Below are 19,540 nucleotides of genomic sequence, written 5' to 3' on the forward strand. Positions count from 1 at the left end.
GCAAGATTTTATGTTTATATTAATAATTTTTAGATAAAATCTTAAAAAGATTTTTATAAATTGAAAAAATCATAATTTATATTAATTTTAGTATAAAAATAAAATTTATTATAAAATAATACATCTAATAATTAAATCTATTTAATAAATATTGTGTTATTATTAAGAATAATAATCAAAATCTATAACTATCAAATAAGGAAATAATATAAGTATTTTCTATATTTATAGAAAATTATATTGATATTTAAAATAATAAGAACTTTTAGTTTAAAATATATCTAAATATATTATATATATTTAATAAAATATATAAATGCTTTATTAAATATTCAAAATAGTTTAATTATCTAAAAATAAATTATTTATATAATAACTTTTTTACAATAGTAATTACTAAAATCATAAATGATTTCATTATTTTCTAAGCACTACTGCATGACGTAAATAATTTGGTTTAGCATTTTCTACTGAAATACATTTACCTAAGAAAAAATCTATTAAAGCCAATGGTAACATATCTTCAGCTTGTGGTACTAAAAATGGTATACCAATCAATTTTACTCGTAGCATTTCAGCTATATTTGGGTATTTAATCCATCCAGTTCCAGCTATAGCCCATTCACCTACTAATGATACTATATGATGCTGAACACATTCAGGTTTGAGTATAGATTCAGTGTTTTCACCTATCCATGCTCCATTATGATCACGCTTATATTGCCCCCAATAAATTTCACCCATGTGAGCATCAATAGCAATAAGTACCTGAGTAGCACCAGTTAAACGAAAAGCTCCTTGTGCCATGGTAGCTAGTGATGAAATGCCAATCATTGGTAATTCTGCTCCCATTGCTAATCCCTGCGCAATTCCTATACCAATACGTACCCCAGTAAAACTACCAGGACCACGACTAAAAATTAATGCACTTAATTGTTTTAAAGAGATACCTGATTCTAATAATATTTGTTGAACCATTGGCAAAATATAATGTGTATGTTTACGCGGACATGCTGTAAATAATGTATATTTTTTACCATTATTCCATACTGCAACAGAACATGCTTCTGTTGCAGTATCAATCGCTAATAGTCGTAAAGACATGCAATCCTCAATAAAATGATTAATTAATACAATTAATATTTCATACATTGTATGATTATATATTACAGTCATGAAAATATATTATAATGGTAAAATACATAAATTCATATTCGTCTATAATAATTTTATTAAACTAATAAAATATATAATTTTTTAATATTATGCTCTAAAAAATAGTAGTAATATCATAAGATATTTTGATAATATACATTATATATTTAATACATAGTTTATTTAAATAGTAGATTAATTATCTATATTTTATACATATTAGTGATATATTTAATGAATATTAAATATATCATGTTAAAATAATTATTATTATATTTTATTTGAATAATAAATATATGTCAAGTATTTTAATTAGTTAATATTCCTTAATTATTATATTTATCTCAAGATCTATATATAACATAAGTTTCTATTCATTATATATCTTGTAACCTAAATAAATATTTTTTAAAAAATATAATATTTTATGATTATAGTATTTTTTATTAGTAAATATTATTCTCTATATTATAATATAGTTGTAAAAAATATTTGCATTGTATAATCTTTAGTGTATATATTATTAATAATAAATATTACAATATAATATATTTTAAATATTATATAATAATAACATTATTTCTATATATTTTTATATTAAAATATATCATATTAATAATGCACAATAAAAGTAGAATAAAATTTTTTATTAAGTAATATACACCAAAATAAAATATTTTTTATAACTTAATAAGTTTATTAATAAGTAATTAGATAACATATAAAAAGAATAAAAAACTTGATATAAATTTTATTTATATAAATATAATATATTTTGTTCTTTATATATTAGTCAGTATTTTATAATACATTATATTATAATAATTAATATCTTATATACAGTATATATAAGATATTAATATTCATTATTATCAATAATATAATATCATAAATTAATGATATCTTAAATGAGATGATTATGTTTTATTAATTAAAATGAATTAAAATTAAGATATTACATAGTGATAATATAATAAAAATATTGTTCATAACTTTAATACATATTAATATTATATTACTTAATAATAAGCTATGATGTATATCTTTTATTTGTTATGTATATTATTATCTATGTATATAGATATTTATGTATTTTATAGTTTAAATATATTTTATATAGTATAATGAATAATTTCATAATCTTAGTAATTCAATAATAAAAAATTTAATACTATATCATAGTATATTACGTATCAAAATTATATTAATCTGTATTTGCATATTTAATGAAAGATTATTTTTATTAACTTTAGCAAATAATTAAATAATTAAATGTTTTTAAATATATAAAATATTAATGTAATTGTTATTCAGTAAGCAAGATTAACTATTATATCCAATATAATACATTACATTGAATTATAATGTTATGTAATGTAATTATTATTAATAATAATTAATAAAATATTATTTAATAAATATAGTAGTTACTGTACAATATATTGTAATAATTATTGATTAATAATATTTATTATGTAGTAATACATTAAGATATTATTATAAATTTATGTTATTATAACGATAATTTCTTAAAAATTATATAGTTTATTACAAATAATAAATTTGAAATTTATATAATAGTATTATATATTAGTTAATAATATTTTTTTAATTATTTTAATATTTATTACTTATTAAGAGTATATAAATAAAGATCATATTAATACTAATCATTAAAAAATAAGTATGTTTATATTAATAATATATTCTAAATTATTTATAATATGTTATTGAAATTTTTTAATAAATTAAATATTTAATTAAATTCATTACAATAATAAAAAACATTCAGATACATTTTATTTGTGTTTATAAAATATTAAGATTGCATAAACTTAAAAAAGTTAAATTATTAGGATAATAATATTTTATATTATAATTTATCTAAAATAATAATTATTCATCATAAAAAATTTTATATCCTATATATTAAAGTTAATCTATTTATATATAGGATATTTTGGTAGTATTATTTTATATAATCAATATTCAATAAACTTATCTTAAAATAAGTTAATTTTGTTTATATTTCAATAATCAAAAAATATTAATTACTACAATATTAAACTATCAACATTTATAAAAATAATTATTGCATAAATTAAATCTTTCTAAAAAACTTATATAAGTAAACTAAGTTTTTTATAATTTAAACAATTTGTTACTTGATTTAAAAGTAATATATTATATATTAATTGACAGTATTTGTCTAAAAATAAATAATTGCATTTACCATCACACTATAATCATGCATATGCTTATCATAATGAATTGATTTAAAATGCAATATTACTAATATAAGAACTCTTGGATATTTTAACATCATTAATACTTATTAATCTTGTATATTATTAAAAATTTTTTAAAAAATATTATTATTATCTATATCATTACAAAATGATTTAATAAATAAAAAAAGTTATAATTTTACCTAATTAAGCAGTACTATTATAGTAGTAATTAGATATTATATACAATACAGTTATATTTATATTATTACTTATAATAACTATTATAGTTATTTTAAACACTCAAAAAACAAGTTTACAATTAATAAATAATTTTTGATAAATTGTTAATCAATTGCAACCTCTTAGGATAGATCTTATTAAAATAAATAATGTATTTAGTTTGATTATTTTGGTATGTAATCTTATTAATTTTTTAAAATAAGCAAATGTGCTGTATTTATTAAATATAATATCTTTTAAAATTTTAATAAATCCATTACTAATTCTGTAGTAATATTTTTATAACAAATTATTTTAATTTAATATTATTGTAATAGATACTATACTGATATGTTTTTTAAAAAGAATAATTTTTTTGTGATAAGATACCTGTTCTATAATTTAATTATTAGGATTTATATGGCAAAAATTATAAAGAAAATCATGATCTTATATAAGATTGCTATAATAATATTTTTATAAGTATGTAAACATTGTTTTATTGTGCTATATAGACCCGCATCTAAACGATTGATTAATTTATTGAGTAATAGCATATTTAATTTTTCATAACAAATAATAAAATATCTATTAGATAATAATCACTATTAGAAAGCTAAGCAATTTATAGATACTATTACAAAAAATACATAATATAAGTAATAAGCTATATAATAAGTTATATTAATTATTACTTTAATAAAGATATATGATGAATATAAGTATGATTTATTTTTACTATTTTTTTAGAATTAATCTATAATAATTTTCATAAAGTTTATACATTAATTAATCTTTATTAAGATATATTGATTGTATTTGCTTCTATTTGAATTCCTTTGTGTGCAATTTTTTTTAATTTAAGATGATCTTTTATGATAGATAATAAATTTTAAATTATTCTTAATAACATGTATGATATTATACCCTATAGAAGCTTAGCAGATAGAATATATTTACCTGAGTTATGTAGAATTCGTATATATTTATATTAATATTACAAACTTAGAAAAAATCTTTTGATATATACAATTTAAATAGAATCATTGTACTAGTACGATGTATGATATAGACATATTAAGATACGATTATTAGTTTATTTGATTTATAAAGCTATATCTTAATAGAAAATTCAAAAAATATTTACTTAACACTTTCAAATAAATATGTTGATATATAGTATGTATTATATAAATCGATACTTTTGTAAAAGTATAAAATAATAAGTAATTAAGCTTATTAAAAATAATTTTAATATTTTATACCTTAAAAATATTAAGTTTATATTAAAATAATATAATATGAATTATCATTAATAACTGAGTAGTAAATTACACTATTATTCACAATAATCACAATATAAGATTCATAATCTTATTTATTTAAGATATTATATTAATTTATGTTTTAGCGTTTTAAAATTATATGTAATATCTACTTGATTACAATAAAGTAATAAGTATATAATTTTTTGTAAAACAATTTTATATCTTTATGAAGATAATATCATATTTTGATGTATAATTAAATCATTAAACATTTATATATTTAATATATATTATATATATAATTAATTACATGCAATATAAAAAATATTTTCAAATAGCAATAATATATTTTTATATACATAAAAACATTAATATTTAATAATGATATTTATAGCATCATAATATACATTAATTATTTTATATCTTGCTAAGATATAATTATTTTTTTGAAAAAATCTTTAGTATTATGTTTTTTCAAACTATATTATAGCGTACATTGTATGTATAATAATTTATTTATTATAAATAATATATTAATTAATACAATTAATAAATCAAGAATTTATATTAAAATAATTACCATATAAAAATCAATAGTTTCTTATTTAGTAATTAATGAAACTAATAAAAATTTTTATTATTATTAATTAATAAATTCTACAGAATAATCGCTATAAAAATATATAATATACATTAACAGAATAAAACAATAACGGTATGTTATATAAAAATATTATTATATATTAAATATTATTTATTTAATTGCTATATTAGCTATTAAATATTAGTAATAAAATAAGTCTATTTATAATTAAGTACATTTAAGACCTTAAACTAAAATACTATTAGTATTATAATTTTTATTAAAAACATCTACTTTTATTAGAATTGTTAAATTTACAAAATACATATAACTATATAGTTAATTAAAAAATTAAATTTATAATAAATATTTTATTAAGTCATAATTAGATCTTATCTAAAGATATCATTGAGTTATTAAATAATAATTAAAAATTAATTTTTATCAAAATAATACTAAATTATTTTTAGTGTATTTTACTTGAAATACATAAACTTGCTATATAAATACAGTATATTTTATTTACAAATAATATTAATATTATAGAATATAATAATATATATTGACAAATACTATGTTAAATAATAATTAAATATTAATTTATTATGCTGAATTAACTATATCTAATTCAATTAATATATCATGTGTCAATAAAATATGTTAATATTATTGATCAATATATAATTTAATTCAAAATATTAGATATATATTTCATTAACGATATAATATGATATATGTTCCATCTACTATTAATATATCTATATTTATTTAATTTCTCTAATATTTTTTAAAGATAATAAAATAATATTTAAAACTTTATTGAAACAAATATATTTATATTGTTAATAATTTACTAAATATTTTTTAAATAACTAATTATAATATTTAATACATTTATTAAGTTAATAATAATTAATAACTAATATGATAATGCAATTTATAATAAGGATCAGTAAGAAAATATATTTTTATATAATTATGATTACATACGTTCTACAGTTTCTATACCTAATGTATTTAAACCTATTTTTAATGTTTTAGCAGTTAGAGATGCTAATTGCAAACGACTATCATACTGTTCTTTATTTTTAGCAGTAAGAATAGGACATTGTTCATAAAAAATAGAAAATAAAGCTGCTAAATTATATAAATAAGTACACATTACATGAGCAGCACCTTCGCGAGCTACTTGTATAATAGTTTCTTCAAACTGAATTAAACAAACTGCTAAATATTTTTCATGATCTTCAGTAAGAATAATATTACTATTTAACCAATTATTATAAAAATTAACTCTTTTAAATATGGAAGATATACGAGTATAGGCATATTGAATATATGGTGCAGTATTTCCTTCAAAAGTAAGTATATTATCCCAATTAAAAATATAATTAGTAGTACGATTTTTTGATAAATCTGCATATTTTATAGCACCAATACCAACTATTTCAATAATTTGTGATAATTCTTTACCACTCACTTTTGGATTTTTTGTAGATATTAATTGGCCTGCACGCTTTATGGCTTCATCCAAAAGATCTGATAGTTTAATATTACTACCAGAGCGAGTCTTAAAAGGTTTACCGTCTTTATCTAGCATCATACCAAACATATGGTGCTCAAAACTAACTGATTCCGGTACATAGCCTGCTTTACGTACAATGGTCCAAGCTTGTATAAGATGTTGCTGTTGACGAGAATCTATATAATATAATACACGATCAGCATTTAAAGTTTCATAACGATATTTTGCACAAGCAATATCACTAGTTACATACAAATAACCACCATCTTTTTTCTGAATAATTACTCCCATAGCATTTCCTTTTTTATTTTTGTATTCATCTAGAAACACTACTACTGCACCTTCTTTGTTAATAGCTAGACCCTTTTTTTTAAGATCATCTACTATTTCTGGTAACATATTATTATATAAACTTTCTCCCATAATATCATTTTTTGTCAAAGTAACATTTAAACGATTGTAATTTATTTGGTTTTGTGACATAGTAATATCGACTAATTTGTGCCAAATTTTTCGGCAATATTTTTCTCCTTTTTGTAATTTTACAACATAAGAACGTGCGCTTTCAGCAAATTTAACATCATGATCATATTTTTTTTTAGCTGCACGATAACAGGATTCCAAATAAGCTAGATCCATATCATTGATATCTTGACTTTGCATATTTTTAATATAAGCTATTAACATACCAAATTGTGTTCCCCAGTCACCAACATGATTAGCTCGTATGACATTATGTCCAAGGAATTCTAATGTACGTACGGATGCATCACCAATAATAGTAGAACGCAAATGACCAACGTGCATTTCTTTAGCTATATTAGGAGAAGAGTAATCAACTATAATAGTTTGTGGTGTAATACGTGTAATACCAAGATGATCATCTGCTAAAGCAAATTTAATCTGTTTTGCTACCCATTGATAATCCAGAGAAATATTAATAAAACCAGGACCTGCTATTTCAATATTACTAGCAATACTATCTATATTTAAATTTATTAATACCTGTGTTGCTAGTTGTCGAGGTGCAATACCCATCTGCTTAGCTATAGACATAATACCATTTATTTGATAATGGCCAAATTTCCCTTTTAAAGATTTTCGCACTAAAGCTTTACTATTAATAGGAGCTCCTATATTTTCTAATGCCTTTGTGACTTTAATAGAGATTATTTCTTGAATATTCAAATGTTTACCTTAAAGTTATTATGTTATAAATATATAATTAATAATTACAAATAAAATACAAATTTACAATATAAATCTATATATGTATTTATCTTGTATATATTGTGCAATAAATATAATATTACTTAGTTTAGTAGTTAATAATATATGAATTATATCTTTATATTTATAATTTAAATAAAATACATAAGAAAAAATTAAATTTTAGTAAAAGAGAAATTACTGTATTATTCTATTGACAAAATATTAAATTAATAATATCAGATAAAAAATTAATTACATACTGACATAAAATGTAAAACATCTAAATTTGTAATCATAATCTCATTATTTCTATATTATAAATCATATAAACAATGAGTATGTAGTGTAATATTATATTAATATAATTTCTTAATTATAGAATTTATAGATTGTATAATATTATTTTATTACACATTATCTCCATAATTTAAAAACATTGTGTATCTTTAATTTAATACTCATTGTTTAATATTGGAGTAGCAATGAATCAAAAAAAAAAATATATAGATAAAGAACTTAGTTGGTTATCATTTAACGAAAGAGTTTTACAAGAAGCTGCAGATGAAAATAATCCTTTAATTGAGCGTATGCGCTTTTTAGGTATTTATTCTAGAAATCTAGATGAATTTTATAAAGTTCATTTTGCCGATCTAAAACGACGTGTTCTTATAAGAAAAGAACAAGATTTATCTGGTAATTTAAGTAGCTTGCTTCAAAAAATTCAAGACAAAGTTCTTAAAAATGATCAAGATTTTGACTGTTTATATAATAAATTATTATTAGAAATGGCACATAATAATATTTGTTTAATTAACGAACAACAACTATCGACAAACCAACAAATATGGCTTCGTAAATACTTTAAAAATAATTTAAAACAACATATTATACCTATTATAATCAATCATACAACTAATTTAATATCTTTTTTAAAAGATGACTATACTTATTTAATTGTCGAAATTATTAATGATTATAAAATTATTTATGCTCTACTTGAAATCCCATCTGATAAAGTAGAACATTTTATTATTTTGCCTTCAGAAATACCGCATCTACACAAGCCTATTATTTTAGTCGATAATATTTTACGCTATTGTTTGGATGATATTTTTAAAGGTTTTTTTGATTATAATAGAATAAATGCATATTCTATGAAAATGACTCGTAATGCCGAATATGATTTAATGATGGAAATGGAATCTAGCTTGATGGAGCTAATGTCATCTAGTTTAAAACAACGACTAACTGCAGAACCGGTTAGATTAGTTTATCAACGTGATATGCCTAATAAGTTGGTAGAATTACTACGACATAAATTAGGCATTTCTTCTTACGATTCAGTAGTTGCTAGTAATCGTTATCATAATTTCAAAGATTTTATAAAATTTCCAAGTATAGGTGCAATTCATTTAATAAATAAACCCCTACCTCGTTTACGAAATATCTGGTTTGATCAATTTCGTAATGGATTTGATGCTATTCGCGATCATGATGTTTTACTATATTATCCATATCATACTTTTGAACATGTTTTAGAATTATTACGTCAAGCTTCATTTGATCCTAATGTTCTAGCAATAAAAATTAATATTTATCGTGTAGCTAAGGATTCTCGTATTATTAATTCTATTATTTATGCCGCTCATAATGGAAAAAAGGTGACCGTTGTAGTAGAATTACAAGCACGTTTTAACGAAGAAGCCAATATCTACTGGGCAAAACGTTTAACTGCAGCAGGCGTACATGTACTTTTCTCTGCTCCAGGGCTTAAAATTCATGCTAAACTATTTTTAATTTCACGTAAAGAAGAAGATCATATTATTCGTTATGCTCATATAGGTACCGGTAACTTTAATGAAAAAACTGCACGCTTATATACAGATTACTCGCTTTTAACAGCCGATAATCGTATTACTAAAGAAGTAAAACGAGTATTTAATTTTATTGAGAATCCATATCGTTCAGTTAATTTTGAGCACTTAATGGTGTCTCCGCAAAACTCTCGTCGTATACTATACCAACTTATTGATCAAGAAATTATTAGCTCACAAACCGGTATAAATGCTGAAATTATATTAAAAATAAATAACTTAGTTGATCGAGGTCTTATTAGTCGTTTATATGCTGCGTCTTCTGCTGGAGTGAAAATTCGTGTATTAGTACGTGGCATGTGTTCTTTAATACCAAATATTTTAGGAGTTAGCGAAAATATTCAGGTCATTAGCATTATCGATAGATTTCTGGAACATGCACGAGTATACGTATTTCAAAATAAAGGAGATCCACTAGTTTACTTATCATCTGCTGATTGGATGACACGTAATATCGATTATCGTATTGAAGTTGCTGTATCTTTATTAGATCCAAGTTTACGCCAATTAGTATTGGATTTGTTAGAGTTACAATTTAATGATACCGTTAAAGCACGTTTACTTGATAAAGATCTTAGTAATCACTATGTTCCTCGTGGTAATCGTCGTAAATTGCGTTCTCAATTAGCAATTTATAATTACCTTAAAGCTCTTCAACAAGAGAAAATTCTTAGTAATTAAACCTTATAATTTTATTTATGTCACTAACTAATTTTAATAATAAACCAGAGGAACTTGCTGCTATAGATTTGGGTTCTAACAGTTTTCATATGGTGATTGCTCGTATTGTTCATGGCGCTCTTCAAGTTTTAGGACGCCTAAAAAAACATATACATTTAGCCAATAGACTTGATCATAATAATCTTCTTGACGAAGAAGCTATAGAAGATAGTATTACTTGCCTAGCATTATTTGCTCAACGATTACAAGGACTTCCTGCAAATAATGTCTGCATTGTTGGTACCCATGTATTGCGTCAAGCAGCTAATACACAAGAATTTTTAAAACGAGCATCTGAGGTTATACCTTATCCAATTAATATTATTTCTGGCAAAGAAGAAGCTCGTTTAATTTTTATGGGTGTAGCACACACACAACCGGAAAAAGGATGTAAATTAGTAATAGATATTGGCGGAGGTTCCACTGAAATAGTTATTGGTAAAGATTTCTATCCAATATTAATAGAAAGTTGTCAAATGGGTTGCATAAGCTTTGCACGTCAATTCTTTCCAAACGGTTATATCAATAAAAAGAACTTTCAAGAAGCACGTTTAGTGGCAGCACAAAAATTAGAACAAATAGCATGGCAATATCGTATTCAAGGTTGGCAATCGGTTCTTGGTACTTCTGGATCAATTAAAGCTATTAATGAAGCTCTAATTATCATCGGTAAAAAAGATGGACTCATTACTGCAAATCGCTTAGAGTTGTTATGTAATAAAATACTAAAGTATCAACATTTTAGTGAACTTAGATTATTGGGACTGTCAGAGGAACGTCAAGCGCTTTTTGTACCAGGTCTTTCTATTCTATGTGGTATATTTGATGCACTAGTTATTAAACAATTACGTTTTTCGGATGGCGCATTACGGGAAGGTATGCTATATGAAATGAAAGGTCGTTTTCGGCATCAAGATATTAGAATTCGTACTGCGCATAGCTTAGCGAAACACTACAATGTAGATCAAGAGCAGGCTTATAGAGTTCTTAGTACAGTAGAACAACTTTATACACAATGGCTGGTGCAGAATAGCAAATTAGCACACTCACAATTAGAAGAACTCTTAAAATGGGCAGCTATACTACATGAAGTAGGTCTTAGCATTAACTATAACGGTATGCATCGTCATTCTGCTTATATTATTCAACATACTAGTTTACCAGGATTTAATCAGGAACAACAAATATTACTAGCAACATTAATGCGCTGCCAACGTAAAAGTATAAAATTAAATGAATTACCACATTTAATTCTTTTTAAGAAAAAACAGTATATTCCGCTAATTCAAATTTTAAGACTTGCTACATTACTTAATAATCAACGTCAATCTACTATTATTCCTAACTCATTAACATTGGAAACTAATAATTTTTGTTGGATATTACGCTTTCCCATGGGATATCTAGAACAAAATCAGCTGATACAAATAGACATCAATAAAGAGCAATTATATTGGAAACAGATAGAAGGACAGTATTTATTAATACAAGAACAAATTTAAATAAATATTAAATATTTAATTTTATAAATCTATAATACTAAAAATTTATTTTCAATATATGCTTAATACAAGTATATTAAATTCATATACTATTATAGTTATATATTAGTAATGTATAAAAAATATTTACAATATGTAAATTACATTATTAATCTATCAAGATATGTATATGTTACATTAAATAAAATATTATACATATAATATAATTACAAATTACACATTAATATACAATTAGATATATTATCATGAATAAAATTATTTTAATAACACTGCAATACTTATAAATAATTAGGAATTTTATTATATAGTACGATAATAAAATATATAGCTATTAAATAATTATTTATTAAAAATATAGCTCAAAAACTAGTAATGTAATTGTATGTATACTCTAAAGATAATAATTATATGATATTACTATATATATTTATATAACAAGGTAATGTACTAATAAAAAATATTTTAAATATATTACTTTTTAACTAAAATTATATTAATAAAAGAAAAAATATTTTTTAATATTATTTAAAATAATATTTGTAATTATACATTACTTATTAAGAACACTATCAATAATGTTATTATTAATATTTCAGTATTTATATATTATTATATTTATTAAAATATAATTCTTTATAAGAATTCTATATTTTATATAAGTCAATAATTTACTAACCTTATTTATTATAAGAATAATACATTTTAAATAGGAAAATGAATATTATATATATTTAATATATTACTTAAAGTATTTAATAAATTTTCATAAAATGATTCTAAATAAATAATATAAAGATATATTTATTATAAGTTTATAAACTAATTCATAAATAGATCTTAACATTAAAAATCTTTTATATACAATAAATATATTATTTAATATTTAACTTAAAATACTAATTTTATATTAAATAATTACAATTTAAAAAAAATAAAAAGATGTCATAATAAATCAAAACATTTTACAAGAAATATATATAATAAATACTACTATATTTACTAGACTTTTATTAAATAATAAACTAAAAGTTTAGTGATATTATATATATGTATAAGTAATACTTTAAAATACTAAATCTTGGAACTTAAAAGATGTATAAACAGATTAGGTTAGTTACGATAGGTATTTTATATACTATTAATGTAATAGGGTGTAATAGCATACCTATTAAACATAATTTAATAGATCGTGGTACTTATATGGTTGAAACTAGTCATTTATCACAGAGCATAGATGAAAGAATACGTTTTTTATTTTTACACTATACAGCTGAAGATTTTCATGCATCACTTAAAACATTGACTAATCAACATGTTAGTGCACATTATTTAGTGCCTGCTAATCCATCAAAAAATAATGGTAAATATGTAGTATGGCAATTAGTACCGGAACATCAACGAGCATGGCATGCCGGAGCTAGTTCATGGCGTGGGCGCACTAACTTAAATGATACTTCTATTGGCATAGAAATAGAAAATAAAGGTTATATAGAAAGTATACTAGGACGAATGTGGTTACCCTATAATATTAAACAAACAAACTTAGTAATTGCGTTAAGCAAAGATATAGTGCAGCGTTATGCTATTTTACCACAAAATGTTGTAGGACATATGGATATAGCACCACACAGAAAACTTGATCCAGGACCATTGTTTCCATGGAAACAACTTGCTGAACAAGGTATTGGTGCGTGGCCAGATCAAAAAACAGTTGATAAATATCTCGCTATGCGCTCAAAAGATCAGCCAACAGATTTATTTACATTACAAAATAAACTAGCATCCTATGGATATGATATTATACCAAACGGTATCAATAACACTGCATCTCATAATGTTATTGCTGCATTTCAAATGCATTTTAGACCTGCAAATTTTCGAGGATTGCCTGATGCAGAAACAGAAGCTATTGTAGATGCACTATTAGAAAAGTACGGTAGCATTCCATAATAAACTTTTTATAAAGTTAAATATTATTTTAGTAAGTAGATTATTAATAATAATATCTTTATAAGCAATATATTATAAACATAGTCAATATATTAATACAATGAATATATTTATCGTATGCTATATAACTTATATTAAGTTATATAAAAATATTTCACTACATAAGGTATAAATATTTTTATATTAATTATTCAGTAATATATTTAAAAATAACATATAGCTAAATTTACCTAAATATTATATATTTTTACTCAAATCTTGAGCTTTCTTTGTTAATAAAGAATTACTATTTATTATACTTATAGAGTAATAATATTAAATAACTAATATAAAAAATAAATATATATTAAATTTATTATTATAATATAAAATTTTTATATAGATATTCTATATTTTTAATCAAATTGTATTTTATATATTTGTTTAGTATTTACAGTACAACTTTATTGATTGTATAAAATTATTACATATATAAAAATATTAGATTAAATTTAAATAAATATCATGTAGATATTCAATTTGTTACTAAAAATTTACTAATTAATAATTAAATGTTGTTTATATTTTTTATATACAATATCTTTACTATAATTATTTAATAAAATATATTAAATTTTATTTTATACAGATCAAATATATATTATTATTTGTAATATAATATTTATTTAAAAATAGTAGAATTTTTTATAGAAATATCACAATTATGATAAACTACCTGTACATCATTACATGCTTCTAACATATTAATTAAATGTATTAACTTAGATGTCTTTTCTCCATCTATTTTTAATTTAGCAGCTGGAATCATAAAAAATTTAGATAATACAGAAACTAAACCAATAGTATATAATTTATTTTTTACTATATCTAATATTTTCCATGGGGTTAAAATATCAATAGAACCATCAGTATAAGTTATTAAATCATCAGCTCCTGATTCTAAAGCAGCATACATTACCATTTCTTCATCTACAGGTGGTGCATAAGAAATAATTCCTTTTTTAGTAAATAAATGAGAAACTGAACCATAATCTCCTAGATTACTATTATTTTTCATAAAAGCATGACGTACTTCAGCTACAGTACGATTACGGTTATTACTTAAACATTCAACCATTATAGCTATACCACCAGGTCCATATCCTTCATATATAATGGTCTCTAGAGTTATATCATGATCGCTACTCATGCCACGGGCAATAGCACGATTTAAGGTATTACGATTTATGTTATTTAAAAGCGCTTTATCAATAATAGCGCGTAGACGTGAGTTTATGCGAGGATCTCTACCGCCTAATTTTGTAGCAATAACTAAATCACGAATAATTTTAGTAAAAATTTTACCTCTCTTGCAATCTTGTATAGCTTTTCTATGTTTAGTATTTGCCCACTTACTATGACCTGCCATATTTTACTCCGGTAACCCAGTATATTTCATAAAAATATATTTTTATACTTTATTTATTATCTCATGTAATGAATTACAACTATGTTAATCTATCTTAATTAATTATATTAAATCATAAATAAATAAGTCAGTTACTATTTTTAGTATACGGAGTTATTAAAATTTATTTAAAATAAAATTTTTAATATATTATGCTTAATTAGATATATATAATAATTTTATGTAATATTTTTGATATAATAATACAAAACTAGTACATATATTATATTAGTAATACAAACAAATAAAATTTAATGTACTTAAATATGCTTATAAACAATTTTTATATTAAATAATATTTATTAACTATTTATATAAAATATAGCTTATTTTTTTATTAAAATAAGGCTATTTGCTAATTATTATAAATAATTATTTCTTAAATTATATTAAATACTGATGACCAAATAAGTGCTCATATATAAATAAACAATTACAATAATAAATATTATATTAATTATTAATCAACATTTAATGTTCTTAGTTATTTTCTGTAAAGATAGCAAGTTTCTGCAGAAATAGATTATTAATAAAACTTGGCGCGTCAGTCAAAGGATCAGAAGCAGTTGTTGTTTTAGGAAATGCAATAACATCACGTATGTTGTTGGTACCAGTTAACAACATAACTAGACGATCTAAACCAAATGCTAAGCCTGCATGTGGAGGTGTACCATATTTAAGAGCTTCTAATAGGAAATTAAATTTATTATACTGTTCATTTATAGTAATACCAATAATATCAAATATAGTTTTTTGCATTTCTCTGTTATGTATACGTACAGAACCACTACCTACTTCATAACCATTAATTACCATATCGTATGCATTAGCAATTGCGCATATAGGCTGCTCTTTTAGAGCAGCTAAAGAAAGATCTAATGGTGCAGTAAACGGATGATGCATGGCGACTAATTTACCTTCTCCATCATCTTTAAATAATGGGAAATCAATAACCCATACTGGCGTCCAACTATCTTTATTGATTAAGTTTAGATCACAACCTATTTTTAATCGTAATGCACCCATAGCATTAGTAGCTATTTTACTAGTATCTGCACACAGGAAAAGGATGTCTTGATTACATGCATTAGTACGATTAATAATTAATTCTAAAACTTCATTTGTTAAAAATTTATCAATAGGACTTTGAATTCCTTGGATACCTGTAGAGATATTATTGATTTTAATCCATGTAATACCTTTAGCGCCATAAGTGCATACAAAATTATTATATTGATTAATAATATTACGTGTGAAATGTTTATGTCCTGGTACGCGTAGTGCAATAACGCGACTGTTAGTATTGTTTGCTGGACCTGCCAAGAATTCTAAATTAATTTTGTTTACTAAATCAGCAATATCTATTAACTTTAACGGATTACGTAAATCTGGTTTATCAGATCCATAATAACGCATGGCTTCAGAAAAAGTTATAACAGGAAATTTAATTAATTTAATGCCTTTAATTTCCCACCATAAAGAACGTATCAATTCTTCCATTAATTCACGTACTTGTTCTGCACTCATAAAAGAAGTTTCTACATCAATTTGAGTAAACTCAGGTTGACGGTCAGTACGTAAATCTTCATCACGAAAGCACTTAACAATTTGATAATAACGATCAAAACCAGAGATCATGAGCAATTGTTTAAATAGTTGTGGAGATTGTGGTAATGCATAGAACTTATTTTTATGAATACGACTAGGTACTAAATAATCACGAGCACCTTCAGGAGTTGCTTTTGTTAATATAGGAGTCTCAATATCAAGAAAACCATGACTATCCATAAAATAACGTACAAATGCAGTAATGCGTGCACGAATTTTAAAAAACTGTGCTATTTCTGGACGACGCAGGTCAATATAACGATATTTTAAACGAATAGTCTCACTGTTATTTTTATCTACGTTCAACGGTAAAGGATCAGAACGATTAATGATAATAAGATCATTGCCACGTACTTCTATTTCTCCAGTAGATATTTTTAATTTTTTTTGGTTATCTGGACGTATATGTACTGTACATTTAATTTGTACGCAAAATTCATTACGTAACTCTAAAGCTTTATCAAATATTTTTTTATCATGAGAATCAAATAATACTTGTATTACTCCTTCACGATCACGTAAATTAATAAAAATTAAACCACCAAGATTGCGTCTACTATGCACCCAACCGCAAAGTTTTACTTCTTGACCAACATGGGATAAATTTAATTGACCGCAATAATGAGTACGCATATAGATATCCTTAAATATGTTTCAATTATTCTAGCTATGTTACATTATATTAAGCAAATTATATTAATTTTATATATCCTAATTTAAATTTATAAAAATAATAAGTTTGTATTTTTTTACTTGTTACTTCACGTAAAATATTAATCTTAATTATATTGTATATAAAGCTCTTAATAAAATTTTTGTACTTTTATAGATTCAGCTAAAAAGCAAATGATCTACCACAGAAAATTTAATATTTTTTGCAAAATATAACTATACGTAAGATATATATTATAACCAACAAATGATCCGTAAAATCTACTTTCATATAATTAATTAAATTCTTATACAAACATAACTATATTATTAAGAATAATATAAATTTTATAAACATTATACTGATAATTTCAATATATTTATTGATGGTATTAGAATAATATTATTATTTTTTTTAAAATAGCCAAAGAAAATATCTATAAACATAGTTTTATCATTACATAGATATTTGTATAATTTTGGTAAATACCTTAATTGATTGCTACGATAAACAAATAACATCATTACACTAATAAAGGATATATAATTTTATTATATAAAATATATACTGTTAGACCTAATTGAATTCAATTATTTATTGTAAATATATTATATTATGAATTATTAACTTTGTTAATATTTATAGGCACATGCTAATCATAATAATTTAAATAATTACTATTAAGATTTATAATTATTAAACATTTTTATTAATTAATGAACCAAATAATAAATCTTTTATCATTAATTGTATCATTATTAATAATTAATAATTATTTTAATAATACACTATATTAGTATATTAATATTATTTTATAATAAATTTAACTAATTTTATATAAACAATAGATATTAAATATTAAAACTTAAGTATAATAATATATTATTACTGTTATTGAACAACATAATAAGATATAATTGAATTAACTATATAAAGTTTAGTAAAATATATACATTAAATTATTTATATTTAAATAAATATATTTTCAAGTATATTTTCATAATTATTATATAAAAATATTTTTTTAAGAAAATCACATATTTAATAATATTAAAAAATCTTTTAAAAAATATATTACATGAATAATATATACTTAATAAAATTAAAATTTTGAATAAATTATTATAAATATTTAACAAGTAATAAAACACTTTTAATAAAGTAACAGATTCTAAAATATATCTAAAAAAGCACAAAATATTTCATAAAATTAAAGCTAAGTTAGTAATCCATAAAAATAGATAAGACTAATATTAATAATATTAATTTAACAATTAAAATTCTTTTAAAAAAAGAAATAATATATGATATTAATAATAATTTAATATAATGATTAGTAAATATTATGCTTATAATATTTCTTAGTGTGAATATTGTTAATAATTATTTTTAGTAATTTAATTATATATAAAATAATATTATATTACTTATATTTTTATATATTTGCAAAATGATATACTCTATATAACTATCCTTTTATAAGATGGGCATATTAATTAGTAAAAATTATAATAAAAGAAATAACTTTGCATTAAGAAATAGTATAACTGCAATATATAATTATCTAATATATAATATACTTATTTTATAAAAA

At 21.8% G+C, this 19,540-nt stretch carries 7 protein-coding genes; 3 read left to right on the top strand and 4 right to left on the bottom strand.

Going from position 1 to position 19,540, the window contains the following annotated elements; translation table 11 throughout:
* Positions 1 to 417 precede the first annotated feature (417 nt).
* Positions 418 to 1,104 (bottom strand): tRNA (adenosine(37)-N6)-threonylcarbamoyltransferase complex dimerization subunit type 1 TsaB, encoded by a 687-nt coding sequence (gene tsaB / locus GII40_RS02405; protein WP_226813252.1) that lies wholly within the window; start codon positions 1,102 to 1,104, stop codon positions 418 to 420.
* Positions 1,105 to 6,438: 5,334 nt separating this feature from the next.
* Positions 6,439 to 8,169 carry an arginine--tRNA ligase gene (argS, locus tag GII40_RS02410; protein ID WP_226813253.1) on the bottom strand — a complete coding sequence of 577 codons (1,731 nt, stop codon included), beginning with the start codon at positions 8,167 to 8,169 and terminating at the stop codon, positions 6,439 to 6,441.
* 506 nt (positions 8,170 to 8,675) lie between these two features.
* On the opposite strand from argS, the gene ppk1 reads away from it, so the two are divergent.
* From ppk1 to GII40_RS02425, 3 genes are all read left to right on the top strand, one after another.
* Entirely contained in the window at positions 8,676 to 10,748 is a 2,073-nt protein-coding gene (gene ppk1, locus GII40_RS02415; RefSeq protein WP_226813254.1) for a polyphosphate kinase 1, read from the top strand.
* Between the two features lie 17 nt (positions 10,749 to 10,765).
* Complete coding sequence (gene ppx, locus GII40_RS02420) at positions 10,766 to 12,289, top strand: exopolyphosphatase (RefSeq protein ID WP_226813255.1); 1,524 nt, start codon at positions 10,766 to 10,768, stop codon at positions 12,287 to 12,289.
* A gap of 1,092 nt (positions 12,290 to 13,381) precedes the next feature.
* On the top strand, positions 13,382 to 14,239 hold the full coding sequence (locus GII40_RS02425; RefSeq protein WP_226813256.1) for an N-acetylmuramoyl-L-alanine amidase: 858 nt from the start codon (positions 13,382 to 13,384) through the stop codon (positions 14,237 to 14,239).
* Between the two features lie 661 nt (positions 14,240 to 14,900).
* Here the strand turns inward: GII40_RS02425 and GII40_RS02430 are convergent.
* Positions 14,901 to 15,647: a YebC/PmpR family DNA-binding transcriptional regulator gene (locus GII40_RS02430; RefSeq protein WP_226813257.1), complete on the bottom strand. Its 747-nt coding sequence runs from the start codon at positions 15,645 to 15,647 to the stop codon at positions 14,901 to 14,903.
* A gap of 519 nt (positions 15,648 to 16,166) precedes the next feature.
* Positions 16,167 to 17,927, bottom strand: a complete 1,761-nt coding sequence (aspS, locus tag GII40_RS02435; protein WP_226813258.1) for an aspartate--tRNA ligase — start codon at positions 17,925 to 17,927, stop codon at positions 16,167 to 16,169.
* Positions 17,928 to 19,540 lie beyond the last annotated feature (1,613 nt).

The organism is Candidatus Profftia lariciata, assembly GCF_020541265.1.
GTDB lineage: Bacteria > Pseudomonadota > Gammaproteobacteria > Enterobacterales > Enterobacteriaceae > Profftia > Profftia lariciata.

What these genes read in the sequence shown, in the direction of transcription:
- ppk1 (WP_226813254.1), top strand. Translation starts at nt 8,676, where the DNA reads ATGAATCAAAAAAAAAAATATATAGATAAAGAACTTAGTTGGTTATCA.
- ppx (WP_226813255.1), top strand. Translation starts at nt 10,766, where the DNA reads ATGTCACTAACTAATTTTAATAATAAACCAGAGGAACTTGCTGCTATA.
- tsaB (WP_226813252.1), bottom strand. Translation starts at nt 1,104, where the DNA reads ATGTCTTTACGACTATTAGCGATTGATACTGCAACAGAAGCATGTTCT.
- aspS (WP_226813258.1), bottom strand. Translation starts at nt 17,927, where the DNA reads ATGCGTACTCATTATTGCGGTCAATTAAATTTATCCCATGTTGGTCAA.
- GII40_RS02425 (WP_226813256.1), top strand. Translation starts at nt 13,382, where the DNA reads ATGTATAAACAGATTAGGTTAGTTACGATAGGTATTTTATATACTATT.
- GII40_RS02430 (WP_226813257.1), bottom strand. Translation starts at nt 15,647, where the DNA reads ATGGCAGGTCATAGTAAGTGGGCAAATACTAAACATAGAAAAGCTATA.